Source organism: Vibrio sinensis (assembly GCF_003605645.1).
In the GTDB taxonomy this organism is placed as follows: domain Bacteria; phylum Pseudomonadota; class Gammaproteobacteria; order Enterobacterales; family Vibrionaceae; genus Vibrio; species Vibrio sinensis.
This window is the reverse complement of the sequence record NZ_QVMU01000021.1, coordinates 51,000-69,769: the sequence shown is the minus strand read 5'-3', so window position 1 is coordinate 69,769 and position 18,770 is coordinate 51,000. Positions and strand designations below refer to the sequence as shown.

General features: G+C 41.7%; 19 protein-coding genes. 1 reads left to right on the top strand and 18 read right to left on the bottom strand.

Features of this window, described 5'->3' with window-relative positions:
• Window positions 1–5: 5 nt before the first annotated feature.
• From DZ860_RS17830 to DZ860_RS17820, 3 genes are all read right to left on the bottom strand, one after another.
• Window positions 6–545 (bottom strand): TRAP transporter small permease subunit, encoded by a 540-nt coding sequence (locus tag DZ860_RS17830; RefSeq protein ID WP_120034002.1) that lies wholly within the window; start codon window positions 543–545, stop codon window positions 6–8.
• A 129-nt stretch (window positions 546–674) separates the two neighbouring features.
• Entirely contained in the window at window positions 675–1,763 is a 1,089-nt protein-coding gene (locus DZ860_RS17825; RefSeq protein WP_120034000.1) for a TRAP transporter substrate-binding protein, read from the bottom strand.
• 421 nt (window positions 1,764–2,184) lie between these two features.
• Entirely contained in the window at window positions 2,185–2,559 is a 375-nt protein-coding gene (locus DZ860_RS17820) for a MarR family transcriptional regulator (protein ID WP_120033998.1), read from the bottom strand.
• Window positions 2,560–2,834: 275 nt separating this feature from the next.
• Between DZ860_RS17820 and DZ860_RS17815 the strand changes: the two genes are divergently transcribed.
• The gene (locus tag DZ860_RS17815) at window positions 2,835–3,575 is read left to right on the top strand and encodes a DUF2982 domain-containing protein (RefSeq protein WP_120034035.1); all 741 of its coding nucleotides are present in this window, start codon (window positions 2,835–2,837) and stop codon (window positions 3,573–3,575) included.
• Window positions 3,576–3,642: 67 nt separating this feature from the next.
• On the opposite strand, the gene DZ860_RS17810 is transcribed toward DZ860_RS17815, so the two are convergent.
• The 15 genes from DZ860_RS17810 to DZ860_RS17740 all read right to left on the bottom strand — a co-directional run bounded on the left by DZ860_RS17810 (window position 3,643) and on the right by DZ860_RS17740 (window position 18,736).
• A complete protein-coding gene (locus tag DZ860_RS17810) occupies window positions 3,643–4,299 on the bottom strand; it encodes an MBL fold metallo-hydrolase (protein ID WP_120033996.1) in 657 nt (218 codons plus the stop codon).
• 91 nt (window positions 4,300–4,390) lie between these two features.
• Entirely contained in the window at window positions 4,391–4,933 is a 543-nt protein-coding gene (gene mepK, locus DZ860_RS17805) for a peptidoglycan L,D-endopeptidase MepK (RefSeq protein WP_120033994.1), read from the bottom strand.
• Between the two features lie 199 nt (window positions 4,934–5,132).
• Window positions 5,133–6,683, bottom strand: a complete 1,551-nt coding sequence (locus DZ860_RS17800; RefSeq protein WP_120033993.1) for a L,D-transpeptidase family protein — start codon at window positions 6,681–6,683, stop codon at window positions 5,133–5,135.
• Between the two features lie 128 nt (window positions 6,684–6,811).
• Complete coding sequence (locus DZ860_RS17795) at window positions 6,812–7,891, bottom strand: DUF1513 domain-containing protein (protein WP_120033991.1); 1,080 nt, start codon at window positions 7,889–7,891, stop codon at window positions 6,812–6,814.
• The gene (locus DZ860_RS17790) at window positions 7,881–8,924 is read right to left on the bottom strand and encodes an imelysin family protein (RefSeq protein WP_120033989.1); all 1,044 of its coding nucleotides are present in this window, start codon (window positions 8,922–8,924) and stop codon (window positions 7,881–7,883) included. Before DZ860_RS17790 ends, DZ860_RS17795 begins: the two co-directional genes overlap by 11 nt.
• A gap of 9 nt (window positions 8,925–8,933) precedes the next feature.
• Window positions 8,934–10,322: a di-heme oxidoreductase family protein gene (locus tag DZ860_RS17785; RefSeq protein ID WP_120033987.1), complete on the bottom strand. Its 1,389-nt coding sequence runs from the start codon at window positions 10,320–10,322 to the stop codon at window positions 8,934–8,936.
• A gap of 69 nt (window positions 10,323–10,391) precedes the next feature.
• On the bottom strand, window positions 10,392–11,654 hold the full coding sequence (locus tag DZ860_RS17780; protein ID WP_120033985.1) for an imelysin family protein: 1,263 nt from the start codon (window positions 11,652–11,654) through the stop codon (window positions 10,392–10,394).
• Window positions 11,655–11,820: 166 nt separating this feature from the next.
• Window positions 11,821–12,417, bottom strand: coding sequence for a GTP cyclohydrolase II (locus DZ860_RS17775; protein WP_120033983.1), 597 nt, complete (start codon window positions 12,415–12,417; stop codon window positions 11,821–11,823).
• A 193-nt stretch (window positions 12,418–12,610) separates the two neighbouring features.
• A complete protein-coding gene (locus DZ860_RS17770; RefSeq protein WP_120033981.1) occupies window positions 12,611–12,790 on the bottom strand; it encodes a hypothetical protein in 180 nt (59 codons plus the stop codon).
• A gap of 240 nt (window positions 12,791–13,030) precedes the next feature.
• Window positions 13,031–13,504: a DUF2947 domain-containing protein gene (locus DZ860_RS17765; protein WP_120033979.1), complete on the bottom strand. Its 474-nt coding sequence runs from the start codon at window positions 13,502–13,504 to the stop codon at window positions 13,031–13,033.
• The gene (locus tag DZ860_RS17760; RefSeq protein WP_120034033.1) at window positions 13,504–14,106 is read right to left on the bottom strand and encodes an HD domain-containing protein; all 603 of its coding nucleotides are present in this window, start codon (window positions 14,104–14,106) and stop codon (window positions 13,504–13,506) included. The genes DZ860_RS17765 and DZ860_RS17760 overlap by 1 nt, the downstream gene beginning before the upstream one ends.
• Window positions 14,106–14,684 carry a ribosomal protein S5-alanine N-acetyltransferase gene (gene rimJ, locus DZ860_RS17755; RefSeq protein WP_120033977.1) on the bottom strand — a complete coding sequence of 193 codons (579 nt, stop codon included), beginning with the start codon at window positions 14,682–14,684 and terminating at the stop codon, window positions 14,106–14,108. Before rimJ ends, DZ860_RS17760 begins: the two co-directional genes overlap by 1 nt.
• Window positions 14,685–16,229, bottom strand: a complete 1,545-nt coding sequence (gene tyrR / locus DZ860_RS17750; RefSeq protein ID WP_120033975.1) for a transcriptional regulator TyrR — start codon at window positions 16,227–16,229, stop codon at window positions 14,685–14,687.
• A 102-nt stretch (window positions 16,230–16,331) separates the two neighbouring features.
• The gene (locus DZ860_RS17745) at window positions 16,332–17,363 is read right to left on the bottom strand and encodes a YcjF family protein (protein ID WP_120033973.1); all 1,032 of its coding nucleotides are present in this window, start codon (window positions 17,361–17,363) and stop codon (window positions 16,332–16,334) included.
• Window positions 17,360–18,736 (bottom strand): YcjX family GTP-binding protein, encoded by a 1,377-nt coding sequence (locus DZ860_RS17740; protein WP_120033971.1) that lies wholly within the window; start codon window positions 18,734–18,736, stop codon window positions 17,360–17,362. Before DZ860_RS17740 ends, DZ860_RS17745 begins: the two co-directional genes overlap by 4 nt.
• Between the last annotated feature and the right edge of the window lie 34 nt (window positions 18,737–18,770).

Here is an 18,770-nt window from a genome sequence, read left to right as displayed (position 1 = left end):
CGCTCCTATCGTTTATCTTGCGTGTAGCTGTGCAACAGGTGAGGATTAAAAATCTTGTTCAATGAATGCAACAGCAAACCCACACCACTTACCGCCATAAAGAAAAATGACAAAGGGATCATTGCTTTAATGATCCACCGATAAGGTAAACCACCGGGATCTCCAGAAGTCTCGCCAAGCAAGTAGCTTTCTTTCGCAAAATCAATTCCATACCACGCAACCAATAGGCAAAAAGGCAGAAGAAAAATCAGAGTACCCAAAAGGTCAATAATGGCTTGAGCTTTGTTAGATAGGCGTTCATAAAATAAATCAACTCGGACATGCCCTCCGGCTTTAATAGCGTAAGGGACCCCCAGTAAGAATACGGCTGAAAACAGATGCCACTCCATTTCTTGGAAAGCAATAGATACGTCATTAAACGCGTATCGCATCACTACATCGTAAACAACATTCACAAGTAACAAGATGAACAAAATGCTGGATAACCAACCGAGCAGATCACCAAATCGATTAAACAATCGTTCGATATAGATAAGTTTTCTCATTCCGAACTCCATGGAATTTTGAAACCGCTCCGCTAGGCAAAACCTGCGGAGCTTTATAGAAATTTTCTTGGGCTTTTCTTTTAGCGCATTAAGATTCTAATGCGCTATCTATTGTGACGCTGTCACTTATTATTGAGCTTGACTGTTTAAATATGCACGATGAGAGATGTCAGTCCACGAACGAACTTGTTGCAAGTAGTCCGCTTGAGAAGCTTGAATCTCTTTCGCTAACTCGTCTTTTGCTGCGTGTTCTGCGAGCAACTTATCGTTAGCTTCACGTAGCGCTTTCATAACAGCAGGTGGAAAGTCTTTCACTTGTACATCAGGATATTCCGACTTCATTGATACCCAGTTTTTACCGCTTTCATGAGTGGCTTGGGTATACATATCGTAAGCGGCAGTGCGCATAGCAACGCGCAAGATTTCTTGGAGATCTGCAGGTAGACGTTCCCATGTGCGTTTATTGACTAGGAATTGAAGTTCCGAACCAGGCTCATGCCATCCTGTGTAGTAAAATGGTGCTATTTTGTGGAAACCCATTCGCAAATCAAGTGATGGCCCAACCCACTCAAGCGCGTCTATCGTACGACGCTCTAAAGACGTGTACAGCTCGCCCGGAGCGATATTCGTGGGTTTAGCTCCCACTTCAGCAAGCACCTCTCCAGCAAAGCCTGGAATGCGCATTTTCAAACCTTGTAGGTCTTCAACTGAGTTAATCTCTTTTTGGAACCAACCACCCATCTGAATATCAGTATTACCACCAGGGAAAGATAACAAGTTATGTGGAGAATAAACTTGTTCCATTAGTTCCATGCCGCCGCCATGATAAAACCATGCATATTGCTCAGATGGTGTCATACCAAATGGCATCGAAGTGAAATACAAGGTATTTGGTACCTTACCTTTCCAGTAGTAAGAACCTGAGTGACCTAAATCGTACTGACCAGATTTCACCATGTCGAAAATACCAAGTGGTGCTTTATGCTTATTCGCTGAATCAATGCGGATTTGCAAACGGCCATTTGACATTTTCTCTGCCATTTCTGCCATATTCTTAGTGGCATCACCAAAAACTGGGAAGTTTGGTCCCCAAGTTTCGGCTAGTTTTAAGCGATACACTTTTTCTGCGGCACTGGCTGAGGTAGCCATCAAAGCAAATGCAGCAGCAAGTGCTGTGCTTTTCATTACTCGTTTCAGTGATTTTTGTATAAGACTCATCTTCACGTCCTTTGTTAGCGTCGGCATCAATCCAGATGCTTATAGATCACCTACAGACTGAGTCATCTATTAACAAGTTAGAATCAGAGAGAACACGGAGAAGCTTAACAGCAGGTCATCGACGTTAAACTAAAGAAGTACGTATTTATACGTAGCCATAAAGCAAGCCATCTTATGAAATCATTAAATAACAGAGCATTATAGAAAACGTGAGTGGGAGTTATTAGGAAAAGTACCTAGTGACTTTCCTTGAGCTCAAATTATGGGAAGATGTTAAATTTGTGACTGACCTAAAAAAACGCCATTATGAATATCGGTTAGTGAGTCAACAATCATAAGTGACAGTGCAAATAAGAAAGCAGAAGTAATAAAAAAGCCTCGTGATTAACGAGGCTTAGAATTCATCATAGAACCGGGTAAATTAAACGGCTTTATAAATAACTTTGTTACCCGCTAACTGCTCTTTCACTACTAGGCTTTCATCTAGCAGTTTTTTAAGCGCACCTGTAGCCCAAGAAGCCGCTTTTGCTTCCTCTTGACCAGCAGCAAGACCAATACCTTTCGGATTAATCCCTTCAGCATTATTTGCAACAATGTCTAAAACTTGTTGCTGTTTTGGGGTTAGTGCTGATTCTGTTTTTTTAACAGACGCCACTACTTTCTCAGCTGCTGGTGCTACAGCGACTTTGATCTCAACTGCAGGCTTAACTGTTTTCGTTGCAACAATATTTGCAACTGTCGCTTTGATGCGCTTTTGCAGCTTAGCCTGAACTTTACGCTTATGAGCAAGTCTCATCGAGTTTTTCTCCATTTCACTGCGAACCGAGCAGTGGTGAAAATTTGAAGCGCGTTTTATACCAAAAAAATGGGCTCATTTGTAGAGTATGAACGCGATTCTGCCGTAAAAAACAACGATGTTCGTTCGGAAGACTATAATTTAATCATTCATGGAGCAATCAGAGCATTTCTCTACTGGATATATAACCAAGTGAAATGAAGATGTCGGGAGGAAAGCAGACGATTTCGATGGGATGACCACCCAAGGTTCGTGACGCATAATAAACCCTGATGATGAAAACTCGGCAACTTAGCAATCAATCCAATCTGGTTCATTCATTCACTTTGCGTACTTGGCTTTATATTTTTGCCATCATCGCATCGGCTTTATTGATTCTATCGCCCGGTTGGAAACAAGCGCTTCTCTCAATCATTATTCTCCTATTCGTTGCTTTACTGAGCTATTGGCTCATACAAAAAAGCATCGTGAGTTACACCCTGACTGCAACACATTTTCAACAACATTTATTCAAAGGGGGCTGGGTACTCAAGTGGAGTAACATAAGCAAGATAGAGATCTGTCACTATGATAATGACGGTTGGCAGCAACCATTACCCTGGATTGGTATTCAAATAAAGCACTACACCCCCTATTTAGAAAGTATCTGTCCGCGAATCGCCACTGAAATTTTGCTCAGCCAACGAGCGTTGCTCTATCTAGGATTAAAACAAAGTAAAGAAAATCGCCAGTTCGAAGATATTGTGCTCGACACTACACCATATAAAAACCGGAAAGGAGAAACATTTTCTGGCTTACAGGCAATGTTAGCTAACCGTATGAGCTACCAGCGGCTTTATATGGGGTACGACCTCTTTATATCAGCAAATGATTTAGACAGGCCTATCGATGAGTTTGTGGGGCTTACACGACGTTATCTTGCGGCAGTTGCATCAGAGACTCAAGGAAACGACGTATTTTTAACTGACGACCCAACTGTAAGTAATACTTCCACCCATAAAAAAAGGCCGCCTTAGCGACCTTCTACTTGGAATATTAAATAACTCATTCTTACACATTCGTGTACGTGAGTATCAATGCAACTTAGTACAGTGGCATTTCATCCGCTACAAATGGATTTGATGCACGTTCGTGGCCAAAAGTAGACTCAGGACCATGACCAGGTATAAAACGAACCTCATTACCCAACGGCCATAACTTTGTTTTAATCGATGTGATCAAGGTATTGAAATCCCCTTTAGGAAAATCAGTACGGCCAATAGCACCATTAAATAAAACATCACCGACAAACGCCAATTTTGCTTCTTCACTGAATAATACAACATGGCCAGGGGTATGACCTGGAGTATGAATAACATCTAGAACTTGATGACCAAATTTAATTTGATCGCCATCGTTTAACCATTGATCAGGTTCAAATGCTTCAGTGAGTGGAAAGCCAAACATTTGGCTTTGCCCTTCCAAGCCTTGCAACCAAAAATTGTCTTCTTTATTTGGTCCAACAATCGGTGTATTACCTAACAGTCGTGCCAATGGTTCTGTTCCACCAACATGGTCTAAATGTCCGTGTGTCAACACCAAGTTTACTACTTTCACACCAAGTTCATTGATAATAGTCGCCAAATGCTTCTCGTCGCCACCGGGATCAACCACCACTCCTTCCATCGTTTCATCACACCAAACGATAGAGCAATTCTGCAAAAATGACGTTACAGGAACGACTTGGTATTTCAAAGACATAGCAAAACCTTTATTGAATCAAAATTTTCTGCACTATGACATTAGCGGTTGATTTTGACAATCACCCGTATCATGTAAAGGCGAACAAAAACTAAGTCCAATAACGTACTGGACCGGTATCAATATGAACAAAGTTACTTCTTGGGTAGTAACCGACCCCACCTGCTTGCAACTCTCTTGCCGCGTCACGTACCCGCTTCAAGCTCACACCATCAAGGCGGAAATCAATTGCCTGCCCTGTCATATGGTAGCTTTTCTTTGCCACCCCACTAGAGCGAGAGCGAAGCGCTGCATTGGTTGCTGGCGAACGATAACCTGAAATCAGTTGAACTTCCGTATCTACCCCAAGATGAGATTGAATCAAAGAAATCTTATCAAACAACAGCTTATCCATATTTATCATTTCATTACGTCGAAAGTCACGACAGATATGATTGAGACGATACAGCTCATTTTTCAGATAATGAGCACCGTCGAAATAACGTGTTTCTAATGTCTCACCGGTATTAATACTACTAAGAGCAAGCGTACGGGATTGATTCGGTAACGAGGCGAGAGCAATATTTGGAACACAGCTAGCGACAATCAGCCCACTGCCCGCCAACTTAACAAAATTTCTACGAGATACCTGCACTTTTCTAAACCTTCGTTGTTGTGATTTTGGGTCAACGCCCTAGTACGAATCATGTAGTTCGGGACGTTACCTAACTATTTATCTAAGTGCAAATGCATAAAACGTGCTAAAAACTCAAAAAAGAGCTTTTAACACGCTTATTAATTGAACTATCAACGATTTTAGTTAAAACAACAAAAATGCAAATTTTGTGTCAAGATCAACCTTTGGTTGAATTTAGTCGGTCTAGGCTATATATGTCTTCTCGGTATTGTACCGTACCTTTTTCAGACCATGCGGTTTGATAGATGATATGGACTGGAATTCTCTTTCGTAAAGAAATCGCCTTGTTCGCAGTATCTTCTGCCGCTTTAATCCGATCGGTATCGAGTCCTTGGCTTTTTAAAAGTAAATTTGCGAACTTATCTGCATATTGAACGCGAACACATCCAGAACTAAATGCACGACTCGCACGATTAAATAACGACTTACTTGGTGTATCGTGTAAAAAAATGGCGCGATTGTTAGGCGTATTAAACTTATAAAGACCTAACGCATTGTAATCCCCAGACATTTGGCGCATTTTGTATGGGAATGCTTTAGGGTTCAGGGTTTCCCAATCAATTTCGATAGGATTAATCGTTTCAGAAGAACCCCATTTAGGAATAATCTCAATGTTCATCTTTTCAAGATACCCTATATCTTCTTGAACTTTTGGGATGATATCTTCCACCATGATCTTCCATGGCACATTCCAACTTGGGTTTAAAATCAAAGCATTCAGGTTTGTCACCATAACAGGTGTCTGGCGAGTTTCTCTTCCGACAACAACACGCGAAGTAAACACGGATTCGCCACCATACCAATATTCCATATCAAAACCAGGAACATTTACTAGGATTAGTCTCTCTCGTTGATCAGGCCAAATTCGCGCACGTTCAGCATTCAGAGCTAACATCGCCATACGATCTTCAACCGCCATATTGAGCCATTTCATCGTATTAGGACCAATCACACCGTCACGATACAGTCCGTGTATCCCTTGAAACTGCTTAATAGCAACCTCTAGCGTCTTGTCGTACCATGATATATCTATTCTAACTCCGTCAAGATCAACATCGACAACTTTGAGTCGTTCAAGAAGCAGTGGTTTGTTTTCTAATTGGTCACCAACACGCTTAACTCCAGATTGTTGGTATTTGGGCAACTGTTTGCCTTGATGATGAGCCACCTCTAAATAGGCGTTAATTAAATTCATATAGCCGTTCGTATCTGGCGTATAGGTTTCTATCAGCTCTGCTAACTGACTGCTACTTGCCGAATTTCGTAATTCAAATAATGCCTCTTCACTCGGTGGTGGAAGAACACTATTTAACTTACCCTCAAAAAACCATGCATGCCCCATGCGCTTGGCTTGCTCAGCATAGCTCATATAAAAAATCAGCGTATCCGTTGCGAGTAGGTCATATTCATACCAAAGATTACTTTTTCTATAGAAACGTAAGTAGCTAAGTTGACGGGAAATTAAAGGACTGAAACCTGCACGTTGGATAATCTCAAGCTGGAATTCTAGTTGTGTACTTTCTTGCATGTCGTGCCAGATCAAATTTGGTTCATCTTGATACAAAGCCTCTACCTGCTCGGGATACAACAATAAACTCGGTACTTTACTCTCCGAGTTTATCCAACCAAGCTCTTCAAAATAAGACATTGCCCATGATGGTATGGGCAATAATAATAATATTAGTAAAAACGCTTTCATCCTTGTCATACCACTCTTCACTATCTGAATACTTTATCTGATTATTTTTTATCCATAAAAGTATGGCAGATAATAGCGAGCATCACATGACTTGTTTTTGAGAAATAACACTCTTACTTTTAACCTAAAAATGAGATCTAACCTATTGAACTCCAATGATTATCCCATCGAACACCATGGCTAAAAGAGTGAATATCTTTCGGCTTAGTCACTGAAATTGTCTGGCCTGCCCCAGAACTTATATTAAATCGTTGATTTTGAAAAACGACCCCGGATGCATCCGGTAGTGAAGCCAACTCAACTAATTTCTTTGATTGCTTGGACCAAATACCATAGCAATTTCCTCGTGGAGACGTCGCTAATATCCATTGTTCTGAAGCAGCAATACTTGCAATGTATTGATTAAATCTCGACCACTGTTCAGGTTCAGCAATCAAAGGCTCCAGCTCCCCTCCTTGAGTATGCATTGCCAACAATGCCGGAGCCTCCTCACTATTGCCGCGATATTGCTGACCACAAAGCACCGTATTATTTCCATCGTGAGCTAAATGCCGAATACTCAAATGTCGATCTGGTAAATGAACCTGCTCAAGTAATTCACCGGCTGCAGACAAATAACTTAAACTAGGTTCCATTGTGGCTAAATTGATCGCTTTGCGGCCATGGGTGTGAACGCCTCCCACACCGACCACCAATGAATTATCTGGCATAATAATTATTTCATGAGGGCCGATTCCAAAGCCTGTCAACTCCGCGACTTTTTGATAGTTTTTCTCAGCATCATAAATACCAATAATTCCACGACTCGATCGCCTTTCACCTTCTGTGACGTACAAAAGTAAACCATCATTCGAATAGACGCCGTGACCATAATAATAACGGTTATTCTTAGCCAAAATAACGCGCTCTATTTGACCGGTTTGGTAGTCAAATATCATCAGATAATCACCCGGTCTGCGAGCAAAGGCAACCGCATGAGAGCGTGATGGGTGTACCGCGATACCATGGCCACGACTCGGTAAAGGCAATTGATGTATTGGAGCCCCATCTTCGCTAGCGACAACGACTGAGAATTGGTTTCTCGATGTCAATGCACACCCTATCAATGCGGCTTTTCTATGCTCATTGGCAGCCGCGCACCCTAGAGGCAAGATAGGAGCTGTCGCTCCAAATAGGGCTGCTTTGAGTAAAGAGCGTCTTGTTTGATCAGTCACCATCAGTTGCGTTAAATCCTATTACGACACCAAGTTCAATGGCGACTTCTTCATGAATTAAGTATTTAAGCTGAGTTAACTTATTATATTGAGCGAATACCTGCTGATATCCTTGTTTGCTTTGCAACAATTGGAATAGACTCGATTCACTTGGCCAAGTTACTAGCATGATATCAAACTGATTCACAATTCTATCTGCTAACGCTACATGGCCATCATCTCTCAGTAAGCGATCTAATCCATTACCATCAGCAATGTACAAAGCTTCCAATGCTTCAATATTTGCTTTTAGGTTCGACATCGAGGTTTGTGAGCGCCACGCTTCTGCAAAGTATGGTCTAGGATTTCCTACTTTCGCCATTGGTCGGCTTAGTTTCTTAATGCTGTAATCCAATTGACTAGACAACAGCGCCAGATATTCCGCCTCCCAGTCTTCGTTATCCAAAGACTTCCATGGATTTGTACTCCAAGCCTTACGTATTGCATCGGCATTGTTAACGAGGTTTTCACTGATAGCGACACCGGTTTCGCACACCATTGGATCATTCGGCAAATTTGAAACTTCTTCATAAAGTAGCCACTCTATTGCGCCAAGGCCTTGAACTGTGACACTCTGCTCGGCAATTTCCTCCACAGTGTAACTATTCGGTGACGTGATCAAACTTTGCATTTTCCGACCCGTGGTATTTTTCTTATCTGGCCAAAACTGAACATTCCAGCTTCGTTCAAGCGCCCTCGTTGGTCCTCGCTCCTGTCCTTGTAGTGCCATCCAAGCTAGCGTTGTTTGGTGCCATTGCTGTTTGATGCCCAATAGTTCACCGCCTTGTGCGCAATAACGTTCAAACTCATGGTTTAGATCAATCGTTGCTCGAAAGAATGCTTGAACTGCAAAAAATTCTACTTCATACACGCTTTGGCTATCGTGGGAAGTGAGTTCCGGTGAGTCTGATTGGGACGGAATGTAAACTTGCCCTGTTTGACATCCGCTCATCAATAACAAGCTAAAGACTGACAATGGTACCCATCGTTTTAGCATTTCAACCTCCTATAATGAATTGAGAAACGCAATCAGAGCATCTCGTTGAGCAGAATCAAAACTCAGCACTTGCTGCTTAGCTTTTTCTGCTTCTCCCCCATGCCACAACACAGCTTCCAATAAGTTTCGTGCTCGACCATCATGTAGGAAATAACTGTGCTTATTGACTTCTTGGGTATAACCAATCCCCCATAATGGTGCAGTTCGCCACTCTCTCCCTGTCGCCAAATACTCTGGTCGATCATCAGCCAACCCATCGCCCATATCATGCAGCAACAAATCAGTATAAGGATGGATCGTTTGGTTAGATAACGCAGGAAGATCATCTCGTACGCCTGTGCGAACATTGCTTTTATGGCAACTATCACAGCCAACTTTTACAAATAGTGCCTGGCCCTTTTGAACAAGAGGATCATCGACGTTTCGGCGCGATGGGACCGCTAAGTGTTGAGAGTAAAACTCGACAAAATCGAGAATATTTCTACTGACCTCATGTTTGCCACCATTTGGCAACGTCTGACAAATACTCTGGCTTGGTGAGCAGTTCTCGTTGGGAAAAAGATGACTCGTTAAGCCAACGTCGCCATTGAAAGCTGCTGCGTTTTGTTGCATCAGTGTTGGTTGGCCCGCTTTCCAACCAAATCGACCTATCGCAAAAGCTTTATCTTCGACATGCCAAACTTTATTCAATTTTCCTGATATTCCATCTTGGTCTACATCTACCTCATCCGCCCACGCTTTCAGCGTCTCATCAGGAATACTCTCCAATAAACCTAAACCAATCATAATCGGCGCAACACGGGCAGAGAACATGGTGTCTGGTTGCATCTCTCCATAGCCGAGATGACTCAAAGTGACGATTGGCTTACGTAGTATTACTTGAGTGCCATCAGTAAATGTTACAGGTACATCGCTATAGTGGATATTAATCTTCCCTTCAGCTTTTTGGTCTTGCAAAGAAAAGTCTTGTAACTGGTCACCATAAACAGGTTCCGGTATGACTCCATCTTGGATAATGGCTTTTTTCTGTTCTGCCGTTTTCGCGGGGATACTCAATCGAACCAACATGGATACAGCATGCAAATCGCCTTTCTCTGGAGGGTGACCACGGCCATCTTTGATATGACAATTCTGACACCCGTTAGTATTAAATAACGGGCCTAAGCCATCTCGTGCATCTGTTGATGCTGGGGCTTGAACCCAAGGATTACGAAAGAAGCTATTACCCACGCTAAAATCAAGACGCTTACTCATAGGTAAGTTTGCGGCAGGTAATGAATAGGCATTAGGCCCACTCTTCTTAACCGTGGTGCCACCACCAGATTTAATCTCGTACGCAGCAATAGGGAATGATAATAGAAAGGAGCTAAGTACAGCGAGGATGAACGATAGTTTCATACCAAATAACCCAATAGAAAAACAATAGAAAAAGGGCTCTATTAAGAGCCCTATAATTAGCATCACTCATTAGAATTCGTGATCGGCGGAATCAGGGCTTAAGCTGTCGATGCCAACAATTTTTGCTGCTCGTTCGATTGAAGCCGTTTGAGCAACTAGAGAGATGATAGTTTCATTGACCAGTGTATTCCCCTGAGTATTGCCAGCAGCAATTAGCTGATCGAAAAATTGGCCATTTTTCTCAGCTTCTGTAACTAACTCACCCACTTGAGCTAAGGTCGAATCAAATTGAATTTGGATTTGTTGAGCTGCTTTTTGATCCTTTTGAGCAACAAGATCAAAAATGCTCGGGCCTTCAAACATTGAACCATCAGTACGCTGGTAGCTTCCAGTGTAAACATTAAAAATACCCTGCTCATTGTAGTAATGAGAATTGTGAGTATTGTCAGAGAAACAATCGTGCTCATCTTCTGTAGAGTTGGCTTCTAACGCCACTTTCATTCGCTCACCCGCCAATTCACCGAGTGATAATGAACCCATACCAAATAGCATTTTTCGAAGGCCATTATCTGCAGAGTCATTCAGCAACTCTTCACGATAGTTTCCAGTCTGCTCTGGCGACCATTGTTTCTCCATCCAAGCTAAATCTTGAATAAGCAATTCAGCCGCCGCTTTTAAGTAATCTCCACGACGATCACAGTGACCATTGGTACACTCGTTACCAACGACAAAATCTGTGTAAGCTCTCGCTCCAGCGCCGGCATTTGTTCCATTGAGATCTTGTCCCCACAATAAAAACTCAATGGCATGGTAACCAGAGGCCACGTTCGCTTCAGAACCACCCACTTCATTTAAATTAGCGATAAGTTCCGGTGTAATTTCTTTCACATTTAACGTAGATGAACCGATCACCAATTTCTCATTGGCAATAATATTGGCATTAGCGCCATCGTTACCAAGCTCGTATTGATAATCTAAATTAACATAATCAATTAAGCCCTCATCAAGAGGCCATGCGTTTAATTGCCCTTCCCAATCATCAACCACTGCGTTACCAAAACGAAATACTTCAGACTGTTGGTACGGTACACGCGAGGCTAACCATGCTTGCTTAACTTGTTCCAGCTTTGCTGCTGACGGTTCCGATAGAAAAGATTCAATCGATTTATCTAACGTCTGTGCCGTCGTTAGAGCATCAGAATAAACGCTATGAGCAAGATCAGCATAATGTTCAACCACTTGCTGCTTATTAACATCCGCAGAAAAAGCTGAAGAGCTGGCGAGAAATAGAGTAGCCGTGACGGCACGTGAAAGAAGTGATTTCACTTTCATGGGAAGCATCCTTGTTGAGCTAAGTATCATTATATTAATCAATAGTGCTAATCATTATCATTTGCACTACAATTCCTGAATAATACAAAGTTACAATTTTTTTGCAACCCAGAAACACAAAAACCCCATATGCATGGGGTTTTTGTCGCTAAATCATCAAAAATATTTACAATTTTAGTTCATGCTTGCCGTGGGAAACTTTTGCTTTTAAGTAGCTTTCGTTGCCCTCTTTGATATGGGCAGAAGTATGAACTACTTCTGATATAGTAATACCATGCTCTTGAAGTTCACGTACTTTTTTAGGGTTATTCGTTACTAGACGAATCGTATCAAGTCCCAAGGCTTTCAGCATTTGCGCAGCTTCAGTAAAATCGCGTAAATCGTCACCGAACCCAAGGTGATTATTCGCTTCGTAGGTATTCATACCTTCACTCTGAAGTTTATACGCGTCGATTTTATTATATAAACCGATGCCACGGCCTTCTTGCCGTAAATATAAAATGACACCGCCTGACTCACCCATTCGGTTGATAGTTTCCTCAAGTTGCTCTCCACAATCACATCGTGAAGAATGGAAAACATCACCGGTTAAACATTCTGAATGCATACGGACAAGAGGCGCATCTTGCGTTTTATCCGCCTGCTTGAAAATCACAGCAACATGTTCCTTATCTGTCATAAGACCATGAAAGGATAGAATTTCTGCGTTAATGTTACTTTTCGCGCCGACTTTAAAGTCTACTCTGGCTCGTACTTCCGCCATATACATACTCACTTGAAACTTAATATTATCGAATTATGTGATCAAATTAGACCTTCATGTGATTAACTATGGGGACTCTCGCTTAGAATTTCAATACTTAGAATACAATTGTTATAACATAACATTTCAAAGTTAAGACATAAAAAAACCTCAATGCCTTGAAAGCTATTGAGGTTTTCCACATCACAACCAATTAATGAGTTTGTTTACGTTGCCATACAGAAAGCTCAACCCAAACGTTTTCGAGTTCTTTAAGTTCTTCTTCTGTTAAGACCGTTAGCGTTGGTCGCGTTTGGGGAAGTGTATATGCTTGCAACGAATTAATGTGCGCATAAAAATCCCTTTGTAGTTGCAATACTAATGACTCTACCATTCACCCAATCCTTTGCTTGTTACCGCTAACTTGAAAATTATTATATGCACAACTAATAATCAAAATGATAACAAACTGAATGAATTATTCACCTATTCACACAATTTATGGAATTGGCATCACAAAAAAACCTGTTGATTTATATGGATATTTAAGATCTAAAAAGGATCCTTTCCTGTCAACTTGCCACTTTATGATCTTTTTATAGTCAGTCACAATAAATAACTACATGCTGTAATGTTAGTCGCGGTGACCTAACTTTACTTTGCCTTTGCTATCAAACCAAAGAGCTTCATTACGGCGACGAGCAATTAAAATTGGACCATCATCGTAAAACAAAAAGTTTTTCCAGTGCTTCTTGAAAGTCACCCATTTAGTTTCGATAACATTATATTTTTCATAACAAAAATATACAGTTACGTCATCTTGCCAATCGATATGTTCCAATACTGACTCTGGTAGAGACTCGTCGTCTGATTCCCATGCAGTCATCCAATCCACACTATCCGACCAATTACTCTCTTTCATTGGCCAGTCGCTTGAACTTAAGCGATCCGCATCTGGACTTTGCGCACTTATGTTCTCTTTCCACAACTGCGCTGAACGCAATTGATCCATTGGTTTGATCGCGATCCAGTCTTGCTCTGGAACAGGCATCGACTGATGAGTAAAAATCCATTTTCTTTGGTATTCTTCCAAAGGTAAATAAGACATCAATTTTCCTCGTTTCTTAGCCAACCTTGATGGGTGGCTTCTTCAATTACCTGCTGGGCTTTAACCCATAAGGCATTTGAACCATTTTCAATTTTTTTATTTATCGTAAGGGCTTGCTGCATCGAGACATTATGCTCTTTCCAGCTTTGTCCTTGATTATGAAAGTTAAGCAGCATCGGAATAATCCGATCCAATGCTTTTGCAAATTTAGCTTCTGCACTTTCTGCTTGTTCAAACTCTAACCACACTGAAAAAAGTGCATCGCCTTGGTCATTGGGTAATAAACCAAATAGACGTTTGGCCGCATCAAGCTCTTTTTCTGCTTGTAATTCAGTAGCAGCCAAGTCATAAACAAATGTATCACCAGCATCAATCTCTACAATATCATGCAACAGCAACATTTTTACGACTTTGCTTATATCAACCGTTTCATTCGCATGTTCTTCCATCAATATTGCCATCAATGCAACATGCCAACTGTGTTCAGCACTATTTTCTAATCGACTTTCTGCGCTTTTTACGCGAGTACGACGAAGAACGGACTTTAATTGATCCAACTCTATAACTAAAGCCAGTTGTTGCTCCATGCGATCTAACTTCATCATGCTTCGTTCCAGTGATGGTTCACCAATGCGGTTAGATTATGATCCTCCCACTTGCCATTGATCAGCAGATAATTTTTTGCAAACCCTTCCAGTTCAAAACCAGCTCGCTTCAATACATTGGCACTTTTACTGTTTCGAGGCATATAACTTGCCATAATGCGATGAATGTTCTGTATCTTGAACATATAGTCTATCGCTAACTTCAAAGCTCTACCCATTACACCCCGACCTTGTGCACTTAAAGCTAACGAGTACCCTACATTACAAGAATGACAAGGAAAACGAGCAATGTTACTAAATGAAATCGTCCCCAGCATTGCCCCGCTCTCTTTATCTATGATTAGCAGATAATAGCCCAAGCCCATTTTATGCAGTTCATTGAGCTTAATCAGACGTTGAGTCCAACCTGCCAACGTAAAGAATGCCTCTTCACGTTTTGGCTCCCATGGCCTTAAATGCTCTCGGTTGGTTTGGAAGTAATTCGCAAGCATATAACCATCTGTTGGCTCAGCGGTACGTAAGACAATATCGCCATCGACTTCGTAAACCTGGCAAGGGGTACTGACTCTTTCCATTTAATTCTTTCTAATTCCATATTCACGTAATTTGTTCGCCACTGATGTATGAGAAACATCTAAGCGCTTAGCCAACTTACGGCTGGATGGAAATGACTGATATAAGCGCTCTAGGATTTGAGATTCATACTGTTTCATCATTTCATCTAAGGAGCCATCAAGGTTAAGTGCTGGCCAACCTGCCGCTGTTGATTCCAACTGAGGTAGATGGAAAAGATCGGCAGTGAGTGTATTAGAATCTAGTTCAGTGAGTGCGCGAAGCACCATATTTTCCAATTGGCGCATGTTACCTGGCCATTGGTAGCTGGCTAATTGATCAATAAGATCATCAGCTAATGTCGGCTTATTCAAACCGAGTTGTTTTACATACTTCGAAACAAATAGATCAAGGAGCGGCGCAATATCCGTTGAGCGTTCACGTAGAGCTGGTATCGTCAAAGTAAGAACATTTAGTCTATAGAACAAATCTTCTCGGAACTGCCCACCCTGAGAAAGATCCGCCAAATTGAGTCGAGTCGAAGCAATGACTCGCACATCAACATGAATTTCATGCTCTTCGCCAACACGTCTAAACCTGCCGTCTTGTAAAAATCGTAGTAATTTGATTTGCAAATGTGGACTCATTTCGCCGATTTCATCTAAGAAAACCGTACCACCACTCGCTTGCTCAAAAATACCTTTATGCCCTTGTTCAAGATTAAATGAACCGGGTGCATGACCAAACAATTCAGTTTCAGCCACATCATCAGGCATTGATGCACAACTTAATATCAAAAATGGAGATGAAGCTCGTTGAGAACGATTGTGACAAGCTCGTGCAAGCATCTCTTTGCCCGTTCCCGTTTCTCCTTGAATGAGAAGTGGCTGATCCAAAACAGACAGTTTCTTCGCTTGACTCATCAAGGTTTTATGACGATTAGAGACCCCGACAAAATGTTCAAAACCCAGATTACTGTGGATTGAAACTACATCTTTAACGGCAGGTGCATCATGAAGAGCACGGATGATCATCATAGTACTGGTTAATATTGATTCTTTCGATTCACCAGAAATATAGACAGGCATGATTTCCATAACGTAATCAAGACCACCGATGACAATCTCTTCACGTTGACGGGTAATCGTCCCCTCAACCCATTTAGAAAAGTTGAAACTAGGCAGTAACGCACTAATCTGGTGACCAAATACATCGGATTCTTCACGACCAAACAGACTCAATGCAGAATGGTTAGCCATATCAACATTGCCTTTTAGATCAATAGCTAGAACTGGGTCGGGAAGATTATTCAGTAAGGAGATTAATTCCGTGTTGTGACGTTCGATAGGCATAAACTGAATTTTACGCACATCTTTTACATCAGGAATACGACGAATTTCTGCCATCAACTCACTAAAGGTCTCGAAATCGATGTCTGGGCAATTTAAATAAATAATGCCAGATACATCAATTTCGATACCACGTAAGTCGATGTTTTTTGAGGCCAGAATATCAAGCAGCTCGCGAGTTAACCCAAGTCTATCTTCACAAATTACTTCTAAACGCACTGGAATATTCCTAGGATTTAGGTGTCAGGAAAAGTTGACAGTAGTTTCTCCTAACCCTAGATCTTCGTCAAGCATCTCGCTATTTTAAGCATCACATTCGTGCTATTTCACGCTGATCGCTGCGATTTTAGCCACTATTTGTTTGCGAATTGTACTCAATTTAACTTTGCGTTCTTGATGCCAAGGGATCGGGCGAAGCAAGGACATTGATTTCAAACCCAATCTCGCTGTCAGAACACCAACACCAATGCCTTGCCCTGCCCTTGCAGAGACCTTACTAGCAAGATCCATTGACATTAAATCCATACTCGCATCAATCGCAAGTTCACTTGCCCCCGCAGCGGCCATATTAACCAAGGTACTCTTAAATAGCTGCAAGCGAGACCAATAGCCCAGTTCTATACCATATACCGTGGCTAATTGATCAATCATTTTAAAATTACGCCACGCAACCAGCAACATATCCGCTAATGCTAATGGGCTTACAGCAACTAATACCGCCGATTCTGTCGCATATTTTGAAACCAATTTCGTTGCCAGTTTATCTTGCTCAACAACGACCATCGCATCGTACATATCTAAGATTTCTGCATCACTGTGAGATGCAGTGACACTGTTAGTCCAGCGATCGTAATAAGGGGATTCTAACGGTACTCCACTTTGTTTAGCTAAAGACTCACAAAAGCTTCGCCCCTTACCTACGCCATTGTTGGCAATCAGAGCTTCACTTTGCTCTTGTATACTAAAATGATGACGTAATGAACGTAGCTTCCAAAGTTCCTTACCTATCGCTCCAAGCCCTAGTACCGCGATAGTCGAAATAAAGCCAGCCCAACCGAGCGATAACCAGTCTGCACTTTGTACAGCAGTAATAACGCTATCAATTGCTTGCCATCCAATCAGAGCAGAAAGTACCGCCAGCAACCCAGAAGCCAGCCACTTTGAGCCACTTTTCGGTCGAATCACCTGCTCCAGTTGTTGTTCTGCATTACTCTCTTGTTCTGAGCTGTCTGTAAGACTAGGAATAAAGCTCTCTTTAACGTCAAAATGCATTTGCGTATTAAGCTCGACTGAATCTTCTTTCTCTTGATATAAGGGTTGATCAAATATTTGTTTTTTCTTGAACTCACTCATTTTAATTTGTCTCCAATCAAGAATTCTAGAGCTTTGTCGATTCGTATATGTTCAAGGGGTTCATCTCTTTCATGATGTTTCGGGCGAAATGAAACAAACTCAAATCCCTGATCTTGCCAATAAGATTGTCCCGGTAGTTTCTTAGGAACTTCCCCAGGAAAGAGTGTCATACTTTCGCCATTGGTGTTATCACCTTGTATTGCAGGGACGGAACCTTGAGGACTTGAAATAAATCCCGGCGTCGTCGCTTGTATAGAGGCAATGCTCATACAATTCATCTCTATATTCTCATAAGCGGCGCTTTGCCAAGCCGGATGAACCATCTGTTGTAGCAACGACACCAAATTCGCGTGCTGCTCTGGAGTGACGTGATCAGCTTTGGTCGCAGCAAACAACACCTTATCAATTCGTGGCGAAAACAAGCGCTTGAGCAGATTGTTTCGTCCATAGCGAAAACTATGCATAATTTGTTCAAGTGCCGTGCGCATATCATTAAATGAGTCGTAACCTGCATTTAAAGGCTGCAAACAGTCTACTAAGACGATTTGGCGATCAAACGATGCAAAGTGATGTTTATAAAATGCTTTTACCACTTTCTGTTGATATTCATGGTATCGAGCTTTCAATAAATCCAAATAGCTGTGCTTAATGATCTTTTTATCTGATGTAAATTGACATGGAAAAAACTGCAGGACTGGCGCCCCCACAAGCTCTCCTGGCAAAACAAAGCGTCCAGGCTGAACCCAGTGCAACCCCTCGTTTTTACAGCTATGTAGAAACTCTGTGTAGCTCTTAGACAAATGTTCTAATTGTTTCTCATCGGCCTCAGCATCTAAATCGAGTTGAGCTAATTGTTCTAACCATTGTTGCGCAAGTACTTTTCTTGTTCCGTTTAAGGCATTGAACTGACTTTCTGACCACTGATGGAAATCCATATCGAGCAGAGGTAAATCTAATAACCATTCGCCCGGGTAGTCAATAATATCGAGATGAATCGTCGAGGTGCTACTGAACAGTTTCTTGGTTTTTTTATTCGATTTGAATTTGATCGCTAAGCGAATTTCGCTGACGTCACGAGTCGGCTCTGGCCATTGAGGCTCGAGTAAAGAGACAGAATCAATCGCTTCGTCATAAGCAAATCGTGGCACCATCATATTAGTTTGAGGTTCACGCTTAGCGCCTACAATTCGTTTATCACGAGCAGCAGACAACAAAGGCAAATTGTCATGTGTCGAAGTATGAAGCAATTGATTCACCAAAGAAGTGATAAACGCCGTCTTGCCCGCTCGGGACAACCCGGTCACCGCAACGCGAACGTGTGAGTCTACGCTTCTATGCAAAAAGTCATTCATTTCTTGGCTAATGTTCTTCATTGATGATCTCTGAATTAACGTGTTACGAGTAAGA

Excerpts from the sequence above, each read along its gene's own strand:
- DZ860_RS17815 (WP_120034035.1), top strand. The coding sequence starts at position 2,835 with ATGAAAACTCGGCAACTTAGCAATCAATCCAATCTGGTTCATTCATTC.
- DZ860_RS17820 (WP_120033998.1), bottom strand. The coding sequence starts at position 2,559 with ATGAGACTTGCTCATAAGCGTAAAGTTCAGGCTAAGCTGCAAAAGCGC.
- DZ860_RS17765 (WP_120033979.1), bottom strand. The coding sequence starts at position 13,504 with ATGTCTTATTTACCTTTGGAAGAATACCAAAGAAAATGGATTTTTACT.
- DZ860_RS17780 (WP_120033985.1), bottom strand. The coding sequence starts at position 11,654 with ATGAAAGTGAAATCACTTCTTTCACGTGCCGTCACGGCTACTCTATTT.
- DZ860_RS17825 (WP_120034000.1), bottom strand. The coding sequence starts at position 1,763 with ATGAGTCTTATACAAAAATCACTGAAACGAGTAATGAAAAGCACAGCA.
- DZ860_RS17740 (WP_120033971.1), bottom strand. The coding sequence starts at position 18,736 with ATGAAGAACATTAGCCAAGAAATGAATGACTTTTTGCATAGAAGCGTA.
- DZ860_RS17785 (WP_120033987.1), bottom strand. The coding sequence starts at position 10,322 with ATGAAACTATCGTTCATCCTCGCTGTACTTAGCTCCTTTCTATTATCA.
- DZ860_RS17795 (WP_120033991.1), bottom strand. The coding sequence starts at position 7,891 with ATGGTGACTGATCAAACAAGACGCTCTTTACTCAAAGCAGCCCTATTT.
- DZ860_RS17770 (WP_120033981.1), bottom strand. The coding sequence starts at position 12,790 with ATGGTAGAGTCATTAGTATTGCAACTACAAAGGGATTTTTATGCGCAC.
- DZ860_RS17790 (WP_120033989.1), bottom strand. The coding sequence starts at position 8,924 with ATGCTAAAACGATGGGTACCATTGTCAGTCTTTAGCTTGTTATTGATG.
- DZ860_RS17760 (WP_120034033.1), bottom strand. The coding sequence starts at position 14,106 with ATGAAGTTAGATCGCATGGAGCAACAACTGGCTTTAGTTATAGAGTTG.
- DZ860_RS17775 (WP_120033983.1), bottom strand. The coding sequence starts at position 12,417 with ATGGCGGAAGTACGAGCCAGAGTAGACTTTAAAGTCGGCGCGAAAAGT.
- rimJ (WP_120033977.1), bottom strand. The coding sequence starts at position 14,684 with ATGGAAAGAGTCAGTACCCCTTGCCAGGTTTACGAAGTCGATGGCGAT.
- DZ860_RS17810 (WP_120033996.1), bottom strand. The coding sequence starts at position 4,299 with ATGTCTTTGAAATACCAAGTCGTTCCTGTAACGTCATTTTTGCAGAAT.
- DZ860_RS17800 (WP_120033993.1), bottom strand. The coding sequence starts at position 6,683 with ATGACAAGGATGAAAGCGTTTTTACTAATATTATTATTATTGCCCATA.
- DZ860_RS17830 (WP_120034002.1), bottom strand. The coding sequence starts at position 545 with ATGAGAAAACTTATCTATATCGAACGATTGTTTAATCGATTTGGTGAT.
- DZ860_RS17745 (WP_120033973.1), bottom strand. The coding sequence starts at position 17,363 with ATGAGTGAGTTCAAGAAAAAACAAATATTTGATCAACCCTTATATCAA.